General features: G+C 73.5%; 9 protein-coding genes. 3 read left to right on the top strand and 6 right to left on the bottom strand.

The annotated features are described in order from the left end of the window. Positions 1-15: 15 nt before the first annotated feature. Entirely contained in the window at positions 16-498 is a 483-nt protein-coding gene (locus ABZT47_RS06640; RefSeq protein ID WP_354837599.1) for a helix-turn-helix domain-containing protein, read from the bottom strand. A gap of 338 nt (positions 499-836) precedes the next feature. Here ABZT47_RS06640 and ABZT47_RS06635 point away from each other — a divergent pair, with 338 nt between their 5' ends. Then, complete coding sequence (locus ABZT47_RS06635) at positions 837-1,820, top strand: nitrilase-related carbon-nitrogen hydrolase (RefSeq protein ID WP_354836958.1); 984 nt, start codon at positions 837-839, stop codon at positions 1,818-1,820. A 211-nt stretch (positions 1,821-2,031) separates the two neighbouring features. Here ABZT47_RS06635 and ABZT47_RS06630 read toward each other — a convergent pair whose 3' ends face one another. After that, the gene (locus ABZT47_RS06630; protein ID WP_354836957.1) at positions 2,032-2,214 is read right to left on the bottom strand and encodes a hypothetical protein; all 183 of its coding nucleotides are present in this window, start codon (positions 2,212-2,214) and stop codon (positions 2,032-2,034) included. On the opposite strand from ABZT47_RS06630, the gene ABZT47_RS06625 reads away from it, so the two are divergent. Beyond that, positions 2,206-2,721, top strand: coding sequence for an XdhC family protein (locus tag ABZT47_RS06625; protein ID WP_354836955.1), 516 nt, complete (start codon positions 2,206-2,208; stop codon positions 2,719-2,721). The two genes, ABZT47_RS06630 and ABZT47_RS06625, sit on opposite strands and share 9 nt — an antisense overlap. Positions 2,722-2,933: 212 nt before the next feature. Here ABZT47_RS06625 and ABZT47_RS06620 read toward each other — a convergent pair whose 3' ends face one another. Together ABZT47_RS06620 and ABZT47_RS06615 are read right to left on the bottom strand one after the other, a co-directional pair. Next, complete coding sequence (locus ABZT47_RS06620) at positions 2,934-3,539, bottom strand: hypothetical protein (protein WP_354836953.1); 606 nt, start codon at positions 3,537-3,539, stop codon at positions 2,934-2,936. Between the two features lie 328 nt (positions 3,540-3,867). Then, positions 3,868-6,684, bottom strand: a complete 2,817-nt coding sequence (locus tag ABZT47_RS06615) for a BTAD domain-containing putative transcriptional regulator (RefSeq protein WP_354836951.1) — start codon at positions 6,682-6,684, stop codon at positions 3,868-3,870. 68 nt (positions 6,685-6,752) lie between these two features. Between ABZT47_RS06615 and ABZT47_RS06610 the strand changes: the two genes are divergently transcribed. Beyond that, complete coding sequence (locus tag ABZT47_RS06610; protein WP_354836949.1) at positions 6,753-10,592, top strand: WD40 repeat domain-containing serine/threonine-protein kinase; 3,840 nt, start codon at positions 6,753-6,755, stop codon at positions 10,590-10,592. Between the two features lie 122 nt (positions 10,593-10,714). Here ABZT47_RS06610 and ABZT47_RS06605 read toward each other — a convergent pair whose 3' ends face one another. Together ABZT47_RS06605 and ABZT47_RS06600 are read right to left on the bottom strand one after the other, a co-directional pair. Beyond that, entirely contained in the window at positions 10,715-12,160 is a 1,446-nt protein-coding gene (locus ABZT47_RS06605) for a DUF58 domain-containing protein (RefSeq protein WP_354836946.1), read from the bottom strand. Further along, positions 12,160-13,287, bottom strand: a complete 1,128-nt coding sequence (locus tag ABZT47_RS06600; RefSeq protein WP_354836944.1) for a MoxR family ATPase — start codon at positions 13,285-13,287, stop codon at positions 12,160-12,162. The genes ABZT47_RS06605 and ABZT47_RS06600 overlap by 1 nt, the downstream gene beginning before the upstream one ends. Positions 13,288-13,289 lie beyond the last annotated feature (2 nt).

The raw sequence follows: 13,289 nt of genomic DNA, 5'->3' as shown, positions 1-13,289 counted from the left end.
CGCCGAAGGGGCGTGTCAGGACGGCTGGAGGGTGTCCTTGTGAGTGTCGGGGCCGCTCATCGTCCAGCCGGGTGCGTGGGACACCAGGTGCAGGTCGTTTCCGCCGACCCCCTGCCCACAGGTGCGGCACACCATGGCCGGCTGAATCCGGTGTCCGTGGTGCTCCAGGATCATGGGCGGATCATCGGCCACCCAGCGGTCGCCCCAGGTCATGAGGCTGATGAGCACAGTGAGAAGGTCTTTGCCCGCATCGGTGAAGTGATACTCGAACCGGGTGGCCTGATATTCGCGCTTCTCAAGGATGCCCTCGGCGACCAAGGACTTGAGCCGGACGGCCAGTCGATCGCGTGGTGCCCCGGTGTTGCGGGCGATCTGACTGAACCGCCGATTGCCGAAAAGGATCTCACGCATGGCCAGCAACGACCAACGGTCGCCGGCCACGTGAAGCGTGGCCGCTATCGAACACGGTCTTCCAGGGATCACCGGGGACTCAACCATGCTTAAGAGTATCAAGCCACGGTTTGCTATCCAAACCGTCCACGAGTAGGGTCGCGCCGCGGTCTCGAAATCCAACCGTTCGGGTCATGATCGCCGTCAGGCCCGGACGTGGGACCCATCTCAGCCTGTCCTCGCCGTCAAGGGGGCCACGTAAAGACCGGATGAGCAGGGAACGAATCTGTTCGTCGCCGCGGAAGAGGCGTCGGTCGCGGTCGCCTCCGCCGGCGGCGCCACCCCAACACCATCGACCGACCCCCGGCACCATGCCGGGCCCTGTCCGCATGGACAGGCGCGGGCACGTCCGTTGCGACACGTCCCGCATATCGCAAGGAATCTCAATGACCATCGTCAAAGCCGCCGCAGTCCAGATCAGCCCCGTGCTCTACAGCCGGGCGGGCACCGTTGAGAAGGTCGTCCAGAAGATCCGCGAACTGGGAGAGAAGGGTGTCCAGTACGCGGTCTTCCCTGAGACCGTCATTCCCTACTATCCCTACTTCTCCTTTGTGCAATCGCCCTACGCCATGGCCAAGGAGTCCCTGCGCCTGCTCGAGGAGTCGGTGACCGTGCCGTCCGCCGAGACCGACGCGATCGCCCGGGCGGCGAGGGAGAACCACATGGTCGTCTCGATCGGCGTCAACGAGCGCGACGGCGGGACCATCTACAACACGCAACTGCTGTTCGACGCGGATGGCACGCTGATCCAGCGCCGCCGGAAGATCACGCCGACCTACCATGAACGGCTGGTCTGGGGTCAGGGTGATGCTTCCGGCCTGCGCGCGGTGGACGCAGCCGTCGGACGGGTCGGCCAGCTCGCCTGCTGGGAGCACTACCAGCCGCTCGCGCGTTACGCTCTGATCGCCGACGGCGAGCAGATCCACGCCGCGATGTATCCCGGTTCCTTCGGTGGCCCGCTGTTCGCGGAACAGATCGAGGTGAACATCCGCCAGCATGCCCTGGAAGCGGGCTGTTTCGTGGTATGTGCAACCGCCTGGCTCGACAAGGACCAGGTGGGACGAATCGCCGAGGCCACCGGCGGTCCCGCGCTTTCCGGGGGCTTCTTCACCGCGATCGTCGATCCCGAGGGACGCATCATCGGAGAGCCCCTCACATCAGGCGAGGGGGAGGTCATCGCCGACCTGGACTTCGCACTGATCGATCAGCGTAAGCGTCTGATGGACGCGCGCGGTCACTACAGCCGCCCGGAACTGCTCAGCCTGCGGATCGACCGCACTCCGGCGGCCCACCTTCACGAGCGTGATGCTCAGGTGCCGGACCAGAACGCTCGGACGGTCCAGGAAGACCGCTCCACTGAGGCGCACTGAGGCGTTCCCACCCGTGTCGCACCTGCGCACACCGCAGGTGCGACGCCGCATGCCGGTTTTGACCTCGCCGTGCCGGTCGCGACTGGGCAGGTCCGGAAAAGGGGCTGGTCGTTCCAACGGCCGTGGGTGGCCGGCCTGCCGGGGTCATGATCCGGACGGCGCTTCATCGATGAGGGCCCGGCCGTCGTCTCCTGGAAGACCGGTGTCGAAGTCACCGTGCGAGACTGCGGTCATGGCCGACTCCCACGATCACGACGACGATCAAACCGGCAACGGTCACGACCATACGGCTCACGGTCGGCATCCCGACCATGGTGACCACGTTCATGACCACATCCATGACCACGTCCATGGCCACGGTCACGGTGAGGACGCGGCGTGCGCCATGGCGCACGGGTCCGCTCCCGCGCCGTGGGAGGCGTCGCGGGCGGGCGAGCGAGTCCTGGTCGCCGTGTTCGCCTCGCCGGTCGCCGGGCACCTGCTCCGGTACGGGGCCGACATCGGGTTCAGGGGCGTCCTGCTGGAGCCCGACCCCGAGCGCGCCGAGCGCGTCGCGGCCGACGGCATTCCCGGCGCCGAGGTGGTGACCAAGGTGCCCGCCTGGCTCGACGGGACCGCCGACGTGGTGCTCACCGACCACGACCGTCCCGAGCTGGGCGCGGTGCTGCACGAACTGCTCGCCTTCCCCTGCCGGTGGATCGGCGTGATGGGCAGCCCCCGCCACACCGCGCCGCACGTGGCGGCGCTGGCCGCGCTCGGCGTACCGCCCGGGGAGATCGCCCGCGTGCACCGGCCCATCGGCCTCAACATCGGCTCGAAGACGCCGCCGGAGATCGCGATCTCCACGCTGGCCGGCCTGCTCGCCGACCGCAACGACCGCCCCGGCGGCTTCGCCTTCTGACCGGGTCCTTCCTCTGAGGAAGGCGTCAGCGGTGGCCGGCGGCTTTGGGGGAGGGGCAGCCAGGGTGAGGTTGTCGGGGACGGCGTCGGCTTCGCCTTCTGAACGTGCACGGCTGTTGATGGTCGGTGCCGGAACGGCGGTAGGGCGGGTGGCCGTGGCCACCCGCCCTACCTTCTGAGTACCCGCTGCCGGCCCCCGCCGGCGGCTCGACGTCAGCGGGCGTCGCAGTACTTGTTGCTCAGCGGCACGTCGTCGAAGGTGACGCCCTTGGCGAAGGTGAGCGGGGGGATGCCGGAGACCAGGTACGCCGCGTTGACGCGGGTGACGACGCATCCGCCCCGGTTGGCGGCGGCAGTGATGTGGTACGCGGCCGAGGCGCCCTTGGTGAGGATGGCCGCCGCGCAGACCGCGATCCCCATGGGGTGGGAGATCTTGCTGCAGATCATGTAGGCGGCTCCGGTCGTGAACGTGGTGCCCGCTCCCATCATGTCCTTGAGGTTCCTTGTGACCTTCTTGGACATGTACCAGGAGCAGGTGACCCAGCCGCAGTTGCGCCGGACGCTCTTCAGAACGCTCGCGGGCGCGGCCGCGGTGGCCCTGCTCGTCGCCGCGGCCGGGCCGGCCTCCGACGCCACGGCCGTGCTGGTGTTGTTGGCAATGCCGGTGAGCGCGGGCGCGGCGGCGAGCGTGATCGTGGTGGTCCCGGGGCCGGCGGCCGCGTCGGCGGCCGGGGCGACGGCCAGCGTCATCGCCGAGCCGGCGCACAGGAGGGCGAGGGCGGCGATACCGGTGCGCAGACGGGTGGGGATGGTGATCATGTCGGGTTCCTCTCTCGTGCCGGTGTGAGAGGAAGGTAGGTCGGCCCGTGTTGAGGAAATGTTGAGCTTCCGCTCACCCCACCATGGCCGCCGGGCCCGCTGACGCCACCATGGCCGCCGCCCGCCTACGTGCCCGGCACTCGCTCACCCCAGCACGGCAGCCGTGCCCGCTCACCGCACCATGGCCGCCGGGCCGGCTGACGCCGCTGCTCTCGCTCACTCCAGCGGCCGCCGTGCCCGCTGACGCCCCTGGCCGCCGCGCCCGCCTACGTGCCCGGCACCCGGCGAAGGTTGGGTGAGCGCCGCCGTTGATGAAGGCGTGGATGGGTCAGTGGTGAGGGTCACCCGTTCGGCGGAGGATGTCCAGGGCTCTGGATCGGCCGCGGTCGTCCGCGACGCTCTGGAAGATCTCCAGCGCCTCGCCGGCCAGTTCTCCGGCCCGGTCCACGGCGCCCTCGGCCAGATTGACCTCGGCGAGGGTGGTCAGCGCGGCGGCGTCGAGGAGCCGGTCGCCGAGCCGGACGGCGATGCCCCGTGCCTGTTCGCCCAGAGACCTGGCGTCGGGGACCAGCTCCTGCGACATCCGCACCGAGGCCAGGTCGAGCAGTGCGTCGGCCTGGCCGTGCCGGTCGCGCGGGCCGGACAGCAGGGACACCGCCCTGGAGAGGTGTGCCGCCGCCTCGTCCAACCGGCCGGTGCGGTGCAGCACGATGCCCAGCGCGCGGTGCGCCTCCGCCGCCCCTCTGCCGTTGTCGCCGTCGGAGGGGTGGCCGTCGAAGGTGGCGAGGCAGGCGGTGAGGTTGCGCTCCGCGTCCGCGGGCCTGCCCAGCTCCAGCAGGACCTGGCCGAGCCGGCGCCTGGTGTGCGCGATGTCCTTGGCGGCGCCCGCGCGCAGGAACATGCTGAGCGCGAGCCGGAGCCGCTCGTGGGCGAGGTCCCATCGGTGCTCGGCCCGGTGCAGGTCGCCGAGGTCCCGCAGCGCCAGCGCCTCGGCGCGGGGGTCGCCGGCCTGGCGTGCCGCGTCCAGGGCGAGCTCGCCGATGTGGCGCCAGGCGTCGAGGAACCGGTGGCGTTCGAGGAACGGCACGAGCAGGTGGGCGAGCCGCCGGGTGCCGTCCCACAGCCCGGCCTTGTGAAGGTCCTCCACGAGGCCGGTGAGGAAGTCGCGCTCGGCGAGCAGCCAGGTCACCGACGTGCGGATGTCGGTGGTGACGAAGGTCTGCGAGCGCGAACCCGGGCGGGCCGGGAGGGGATGGCCCGCCCGGCCGGGGAGAGGGGCGCCTGACAGGCCCTCGAGGGGTGTGGCCGGGAGGGGGTGGTCGGCCGGGCCGGTGGACAGGAGGGGGAACCGGGATGCCTGGACTCTGGTCATGACGACGCTGAGCAGCCCGATGAGCGTGTCGCGGACGGCGTTCTCGCCGCTCTGGGCGACCAACTGCTCGCGCGCGTACAGCCGGGTCAGGTCGTGCATCCGGTAGCGGACCTGCCCGGCCACGTCGATCGTGTGGGTCTCCAGCAGGCCCGCGTCGACCAGGGTCTCGGCCTCGTCACCGAAGTGCGCGGCGACCCAGTCGGCGAAGTCGGGCGCGGAGATCGCCCCGAGCATCCGCAGCATGCGCCGGGCCTTGTCGGGCAGCCCTTCGTAGCCGATCGAGTACACGCTCCGAACGGTCTGGTCACCCGAGTGCAGCAGGTCGAGCCGTAGGTGCTCGTCGTCGAGGAGCCCGACGAGGTGCTCCACCGTCCACGCCGGCCGCGCGGCGAGCCGGGCTCCGGCGATGCGCAGGGCGATGGGCAGGCCGCCGCAGATGCGGCCGAGCCTCACCATGGCGGGGCGTTCGGCGGACGCGCGCTCGGGGCCGATCAGCACCTCCAGCACCTCCAGCGCGTCGTCGTCGCCGAGGACGTCCACCGGGAGCCGCACGGCGTCGGTGAGGCCGCCGAGCGCGGACCGGCTGGTGACGAACGCCGGGCAGGAGGTCAGCAGCGGCCGTACCTGGCCCTCGTCGGCGGCGTTGTCGAGCAGCAGCAGGAGTCGCCGGTCGGCGGTGTAGGCGCGGAACAGCCGCGCGCGGTGCTCCAGCGTGGCGGGCACGGCCTGCGCCGGGCAGCCGAGCCAGCGCAGGAAGTCCGAAAGGACCGCGCCGGGGTCGACCGGCCGGCCGTGGTCGCCGCGAAGGTCGGCGTAGAAGACGCCGTCGGCGAAGCGGTCGCGCCCGCGCCAGGCGGCGTGCACGGCGAGCGCCGACTTGCCCGCGCCCGCCTGGCCGTGGACGACGACCGTGGCCGGCGCGGCCGGCTCGGCGGTCAGCCGGTCGAGCCGTTCCAGCAGGTCCTGCCTGCCGGTGAAGTGGGCGGCGTCGTAGGGCAGCAGCACGGGCGGCCCGGCGGAGACGTGCAGCGAGACGTCGTCGTGGAGCATCCGGTGGTACAGGAGCTGCAGCGCGGGGTCGGGTTCGAGGGCGTGCCCCTCGTCGAGCGCCTCACGCAGCCGGGTGTAGGCCTCCAGCGCCTCCACCCGGCGGCCGCTGCGGTAGAGCGCGAGCATGTACTGGCCGTGGAAGCGCTGCCACATCGGATGCCATCTGGTGAGCTGCCGCAGGTCGGGGACGAGTTCGCGGTGGTGCCCGGCCTTGAGGTCGAGGTCGACGCTCCGCTCGACGGCGAGCAGGCGGAGCTCTTCCAGCTCCTCGCGGAGGGCGGTGGTCTCCACCCATCGGTGCCCGTCGGGGTCGACGTCCTCCAGGACGGGACCCCGCCACAGGTCGAGCGCCTCGCGCAGGTGGGATCGGGCCTGGTCGTCCTGGCCCTCCCGCGCGGCGCGCAGCCCTCGCTCCACGAGCCGCCGGAAACGGTGGACGTCGAGGCGGTCCTCCTCGATCGCCAGCGTGTACGTGCCGGACGTCGTCGTGATCACATCCTTGCCGAGCGACTGCCGGAGCCGGCCGATGTAGCCCCGGAGCAGGGAGTCGGACCGGTCGCCGTCCTCCCGCGGCCACAGCAGGCCCCGCAGCCGGGCGAGCGTCATGGGGCGCCGCGCGTTCAGGACGAAGACCGCCAGGAGGTCCCGGTGCTTGGGGGCCGTCGGGGTACGGTCCCGCGCGCCGTCCTGTACCTGTAACGACCCCATGATCCGAAATTCCATGACAATCTCCGGTGAGGTGCGTCAGACGTCCGGTAACCGCAAGCCTTCATATACCACGGGAGGACCCGATGGCCCTGTCGCCGCTCACCCCCTCCGATCCGCAGCGGCTGGGCGGCTACTGGCTGGCGGGACGGCTCGGCGCGGGCGGCCAGGGGGTCGTCTACGAGGCCTACGGCGAGCAGGGGGAGCGCGTCGCGGTCAAGGTGCCCCGGCTGGACGACCCCGCCTCGCGCGCCCGGCTGGCCAAGGAGGCGGTGGCGGCACAGCGGGTGGCGTCGTTCTGCACGGCCAGGGTGCTCGAGGCCAGGACCGACGTCCCGGAGCCCTTCATCGTCAGCGAGTACGTCGCCGGGCCGAACCTGCGCCAGGTGATCGGCCGCACCGGGCCGTACGAGGGGGATCTGCTGCTGCGGCTGGCCATCGGCGTCGCCACCGCCCTCACGGCCATCCACCAGGTCGGGATCGTCCACCGCGACCTCAAACCGGACAACATCATCCTCGGCCCCGATGGGCCCCGAGTGATCGACTTCGGGGTGGCCCGGCAGCTAGGAGCCCCGGGGACGACCACCGGTCCGATCATGGGCACGCCGAACTACATGGCCCCCGAGCTCTTCGCCGGACGCGAGGCCTCGGCCGCCGCCGACATCTGGGCCTTCGGGCTGACCGTCCTGTTCGCCGCGACCGGCCACGACGCCGTCCCCGAGCGCGATCCGTTCGCCGTCGTCACCAAGGTGCTAAACCTGCGGCCCGACGTCGGCGTCCTGACGGACCCGCTCAGGAGCGTGGTGGCGGGCGCGCTGGCGCGCGAGGCGGAGGCGCGGCCCTCGGCGCGTGCTCTCCTGCTGACCCTGCTGGGCGGCATGACCGGCACGGGTGGCATGGGCGGCACGGAAGGTACGGGTGGCAAGGGCGGAACCGCCGGTACCGGCGTTCTCCCCGGCTCTGGGGACGCGGGTGGCGCGGACGGCGGCCGGCCCGCCTCTGGCCGGGGCTGGGCGGTGGACGGCTCGGACGGGGACCCACTGCTCGCGGACGGTGGGGTGGTCGCGGCCGGGGTGCGGCCACCGGACGCCGCACGCGCCGGCGAGCCGGACCTCGGAACGCTCGCCGAAGAGCTCTACCAGGAGCTCTCCGAGGGAGAGCGCGCCGTCGCGCCGGAGGTGTTCCTGCGGATGGTGGGCGCCTCGGAGGACGGCGAGGAGACGATCAGGCACGTACCGCGCGAGGAACTGCCCGGCGTCTCCGGCGACGGCCCCGCCGCGTCGCTGCTCGGCGTGTACGGCGCCGCCGGGCTCGTCGTCGAGACCGGCGCCGCGTTCACGCTGGCCCACCCTGCGCTGATCCAGGCGTGGCCGAGGTTGCGTGAGTGGGTGGCCGAGGACCGCGACGGCCTGCCCGTCCACCGGCGGCTCACCGAGGCCGCCCGGGCGTGGGACCGTCTCGGCCGCAAACCCGGCGACCTGCTGCACGGGTCGGGGCTGGACCGGGCGCTCCGCTGGGCGGCGGCCGGACGCCGGCACGTCACGCTGATCCCGCTGGAACGCGAGTACCTGGAGGCCGCCGCCACCCTGGCCAGGCGCACCTCCCGGCGCCGCGGCATGCTCGCGGCGGCGCTCGCCGTTCTGCTCGTCCTCGCGCTCGCGGGCGGCGGCCTCGCGGAGTACCTGCGCCGCGTCGCCAACCGCGAGCGGGACGAGGCGAGTGCCCGATCGCTCACGGTGCGCGCCGCCGACCTGCGGCAACGCGATCCGCGGCTGGCGATGCTCATGAGCGTGGCGGCCTACAGGCTCGCTCCGGCGCTTCCCCAGTCGCTCGGCGCGCTGCACGACTCGCGGTCCCAACCCGTGACCGACGCCTTCACCGACCCCGACGTCACCGCCGGGACGGTGTACGCGTGCGGTCCCGGCGGGCGCACGCTGGTGGCCGTCCGCGCCGGTCAGGTGACGGTCTGGGACGTGCGCGCCCGCCGGGCGGCCCGCCGGTTCTCCGGCGTCGGAACGTCGGTGGTGAAGGCGGCGCTGCGCCCCGACGGGAAGGTCCTGGCGCTCCAGGACGACGGCGGCGTGCGCCTGTGGGACTTGGCCGCCGGCACGGCGATCGGAAACCGTTTCGCCGGTGGGGCCGCCCGGGGGGACCTCGGCGAACTGCGCTTCGATCCCACCGGGCGACTGCTCGCCGTACCGGAGGGCCGCGGCGGTTCGGGGGCGGCGGTGTGGTGGGACCTCGCCCGGCACGAGAAGGTCCGCGCCGGTTCCGGCGCGGGAGTGGACGCCGTGAACGCCGACGGCACCCTCGGGGTCGTCCATTCGACCGGGCGGGGGCGGGCCGAATTGTGGGACCTGAAGACAGGGCGCCGCGTTCCGGCGGGCTGGCTGCCCGAGAAGAAGAACGTCCGTGACGTCGAGTTCGGCCAGGACGGCCGGACGCTGGCCGTCACCGAGTCGCTCCCCGAGGTGCGGGGCGTGAAGCTCCTGCTGCGCCGGGCGCGCACGGGCGCCCCGCTGAAGGCCGACGGCGCCGGGCCGGTGGGCGACGACATCGCCTTCGGGTACGGCGACCGCTTCGTGGCGTTGTGGGGGCCTCGCGAGCTGGTCGTCCTGAGGCTCGCGGACGGCCAGATCGTCGTGCAGCGGGAGCTGGGCGTGGAGATCGCGGACCTGTGGTTCGACGAGACCGGCCACGCTCTGCGGGTGCTGTCGTCCTATGGCGCGGTGACCACGCTGGACCTGGCGCCCCTGCTCGACCGGCCGGTCCTGCCGGGGTCCTCTGAGGGTGGGAAGGCTCTGCTCGGGCCGGGAGGCCGGGTGCTGGCCCTGTACGACGGCGAGGCCGTACGGCTGTGGGACGTCCGGGCCGGCCGGACGATCGGCCGGCCCGTCGCGCTGGAGAACCCGTCGTACACGCTTCCCGCCCTCGCCTTCAGCCGGGACGGCGGCAGGCTGGCCATCGGAGGGCTCGTCCGCCTCGGTGCGCCCGGCGCACCCGAGACGGCCGAGGTCTCCAGCGCGCCCACACCTCCCACAGGTTCTGTCGCTCCCCGTGGTCCCGTCGGCACGGGGGGCCGAGAAGAGCGCCGGCCGGGCGGCGCGCTCCCGGCGGCGGCGCGGGCCGGGGTGGTGATCGTGGACACCTCCGACGGGTCGGTGACCAGCTCCTTCCCGGTGGCGGACCGCGAGGCCCAGGGCGTCGCCGGTCTGGCGTTCAGCCCGGACGGCGCCACGCTCGCGGTCGCGCCGGACCACCTCGGCCCCGCCGGGCCGCTCGAACTCTGGGACCTCGGCCGCGGGCGGGCCGTTATCGTGCCGCAGGTGGCGGGATCCGCGCGCATGGCCTACCGCCCGGACGGAAGGCTGCTGGTGGCCGGGGTCGACACCGAGCTCTCACTCGTCGATCCGGCCAGGCGGACCCGGCTCCCGCGGCCCGGCGGGACGGGCAGCCTGGCGGCCGGGCCGTATGCGTTCAGCCCGGATGGCCGTCGCGTCGCCATCGGCGCGGAGACGACCCGGCTGTCGGTCTGGGACGCGGACTTCCGCGCACCCACGGGCCAGGCGTTCCCGGAGGCGGGCGAAGGCGGGATCGCGACCGCCGTGTGGTCGCCCGACGGCCGCACGATCGCCACGTACGGGTCCGGTGACAGGGTGAGGTTGTGGGAGGTGTCCAGCCGCCTGCCGCTGGGACTCGTCTTCGACGGTCTGACCGGAGAGGGCTTCCAGGGGCAGGCGTCGCTTGCCTTCGGCGAGGACGGCCGCACGCTCGTCAGCGCCACGCCCGACGGGGTGGTCAGGAGGTATCCCCTCGAGGGCGACCGGATCGCGTCGCAGGTCTGCGCCCGGGCCGGGGGCGGACCCGCGCCGCAGGAATGGCGGCGACAGGTCGGCGAGGTCGCCTATACCGACGTGTGCGGCTGAGCCCGTGCCCGGGCGACGAGATACCCCGGCGCGATCCCCGGGCGCGGTTCGCCACCCCGGCGGTCCCGGAGCCTCTGGTCCCCCGGCCGGCACCCCCGCGCGGCTCCACCCCGCGACCGCTGTCAGAGGCGGCCGGCGGCCTTGAGGGAGAGGTAGGCGTCGGCCAGGGCCGGGGCGAGGTCGTCGGGGACGGCGTCGACCACCTCGCAGCCCTGGCGGCGCAGCAGCGCGGTGAGCCGGGCGCGCTGCCCACGCAGGTGCTCGGCCGCCGCCGCGTCGTAGACCAGCTCGGCCGTGCCGCGCCCGGACGCCATCTCGGCGACGCGCGGGTCGGAGACCGCCGCGACCAGCACCAGGTGGCGCGAGGCGAGCTGCGGAAGCACCGGCAGCAGGCCCTCGTCCATGGCCGCGGGGTTGAGGTCGGTGAGCAGGACCACCAGGCAGCGCCGCTTGGCGCGCGACAGCACGGCCGCCACCATGCTCGCCGAGTCGGCCTCCACCAGCTCAGGCTCGATGGGGGCCATCACGTTGACCAGGGCCGCCAGCGAGTCGGTGCGCGACGCGCCGGACATCCACGCCCGTACGGCGCGGTCGTGGGCGAGGAAGTCGACGCGGTCCCCGGCGCGGGTGGCGAGCGCGGCCAGCAGCAGCGCCGCGTCCATCGACCAGTCGAGGCGCGGCCATCCCGCCTCGCCCCGCGTCACCAGGGCGCCGCTCTCGCTCTGCGGGTACGCGGAGGAGCCCTCACGGTCCGGCCGCAGGAACGGAGAGGCGCCGTTCCTGTTCGGCGGTGACGCCGGGGCGCCGCCGGGAGGCGGCTGGGGGAAAGGGGAGGTGCCGACGCGGCCGGCGGAGGTGCGGCCGGTGTCCAGGACGATCAGCACCCGCCGGTCGCGTTCGGGACGCCAGGTGCGCACGACGACGTCCGAGCGGCGCGCCGTGGCCCGCCAGTCGATCGAGCGCACGTCGTCGCCCACGACGTACTCGCGCAGCGAGTCGAACTCGGTGCCCTGGCCGCGCACCAGCGCGGGATGCTGCCCTTCCAGCGCGCGCAGCTTGGACAGCTTCGCCGGCAGGTGCTTGCGGCTGAGGAAGGGGGGCAGCACGCGCACCGACCACGGCACCTGGTGCGACCCCTGCCGCGCGGCGACGCCGAGGGGGCCGAGCGAGCGCACGGTGACCGTCACGGCCTCGCGGTCGCCGCGCCGCGCGGGCGTCAGCGTCGTGACCAGGCGCCGCCGCTCGCCGGCCGGGACATCCAGGCGCAGGTGACGGGGCGCGGCCCCCGCCGACGGCGGCCAGGCGTCCCGCAGGGCGCCCCGCACGCGGCGGCGGCCGGGGTTGGCCACGACCAGTTCGACGGTCACCGACTCGCCGAGCCGCACCAGCCGCTCGCCACCGCGGTGGAAACTCAGCGGGCGGACGCTCCCGGCCAGCAGCAGGTCCACGGCGACCACGGCGCCGAGCACCAGCAGCAGGCCGAGCACGGCGTACCCTGGGCGCGGCGCGAACAGCACCACGACCGCGCCGAGCGCGGCGATCAGCCCCGCGCGGCCGGTGAGCGCCATCAGCGGGGGACCGGGACCGAGGCCAGGACGCCGTCGAGCAGGCCGTCGGGCGTCGCCCCCTCCAGCTCGGCCTCCGGGCGGAGTTGCACGCGGTGGCGCAGCGCCGGCTTGGCCAGCGCCTTGACGTCGTCCGGGGTGACGTACGAACGCCCGGACAGCCAGGCCCACGCGCGGGAGGCGGCCAGCAGGGCCGTGGCGCCGCGCGGCGACACGCCGAGCTGGAGCGACGGGGACATCCGTGTCGCGCGGGCCAGGTCCACGACGTAGCCGAGCACCTCGGGCGCGACGTGCACCTTGGCGACCTCGGCCCGTCCGGCGGCCAGGTCGGCCGCCGAGGCGACCTGCTTGACGTGCGTGAGGTCCCTGGGGTCGAAGCCGAGCGCGTGCCGTTCGAGCACCGCGATCTCCTGGTCGCGGGGCGGCAGCGGCACGGTGAGCTTGAGCAGGAACCGGTCGAGCTGCGCCTCGGGCAGTTGGTAGGTGCCCTCGTACTCGACGGGGTTCTGCGTGGCGACCACCACGAACGGGTCGGGCAGCCGCATGGGCGAGCCGTCGACGCTGACCTGCCGCTCCTCCATCGCCTCCAGCAGCGCGGCCTGGGTCTTGGGCGGCGTGCGGTTGATCTCGTCGGCGAGCAGCAGGTTGGTGAAGATCGGCCCCTCGCGGAAGGCGAACTCCGCCGTCTTGGCGTCGTAGACCAGCGAGCCGGTGACGTCGCCCGGCATCAGGTCGGGGGTGAACTGCACCCGCTTGAAGTCCAGCGCCAGCGTGGCCGACAGCGTGCGCACCAGGAGCGTCTTGGCGACGCCGGGGACGCCTTCCAGCAGCACATGGCCCTTGCAGAGCAGGGCGATGACCAGCCCGGTGACCACGGCGTCCTGTCCCACGACCGCCTTGGCGACCTCGGCGCGCAGCGCGCCGAGCGCGTCCCTCGCCTGGTCGCCGGCGGCGCGCGCGTGGGCGCCGGCGGGCCGGGTGAGCTCGCCGGGCCGGGTGGGCTCGCCGTCACCGCCGCCCGCCGGGACGGGCGCGGGCGGCCCGAGCGCGGGCGGTCCGGCCGGAGCCGGAGCGGAGGCCGGGGCGGCGGGCGGCGTCGCGGGCCAGGGATGACCGGGGGGTCCGCTCATGG

It is taken from the genome of Sphaerisporangium sp. NPDC005289 (genome assembly GCF_040607455.1).
Classification (GTDB): domain Bacteria; phylum Actinomycetota; class Actinomycetes; order Streptosporangiales; family Streptosporangiaceae; genus Sphaerisporangium; species Sphaerisporangium rhizosphaerae.
The sequence above is the reverse complement of the archived record's forward strand: the minus strand, read 5'-3'. Positions and strand labels throughout refer to the sequence as shown.

What these genes read in the sequence shown, in the direction of transcription:
- ABZT47_RS06640 (WP_354837599.1), bottom strand. Translation starts at nt 498, where the DNA reads ATGGTTGAGTCCCCGGTGATCCCTGGAAGACCGTGTTCGATAGCGGCC.
- ABZT47_RS06635 (WP_354836958.1), top strand. Translation starts at nt 837, where the DNA reads ATGACCATCGTCAAAGCCGCCGCAGTCCAGATCAGCCCCGTGCTCTAC.
- ABZT47_RS06625 (WP_354836955.1), top strand. Translation starts at nt 2,206, where the DNA reads ATGGCGCACGGGTCCGCTCCCGCGCCGTGGGAGGCGTCGCGGGCGGGC.
- ABZT47_RS06620 (WP_354836953.1), bottom strand. Translation starts at nt 3,539, where the DNA reads ATGATCACCATCCCCACCCGTCTGCGCACCGGTATCGCCGCCCTCGCC.
- ABZT47_RS06615 (WP_354836951.1), bottom strand. Translation starts at nt 6,684, where the DNA reads ATGGAATTTCGGATCATGGGGTCGTTACAGGTACAGGACGGCGCGCGG.
- ABZT47_RS06610 (WP_354836949.1), top strand. Translation starts at nt 6,753, where the DNA reads ATGGCCCTGTCGCCGCTCACCCCCTCCGATCCGCAGCGGCTGGGCGGC.
- ABZT47_RS06605 (WP_354836946.1), bottom strand. Translation starts at nt 12,160, where the DNA reads ATGGCGCTCACCGGCCGCGCGGGGCTGATCGCCGCGCTCGGCGCGGTC.
- ABZT47_RS06600 (WP_354836944.1), bottom strand. Translation starts at nt 13,287, where the DNA reads ATGAGCGGACCCCCCGGTCATCCCTGGCCCGCGACGCCGCCCGCCGCC.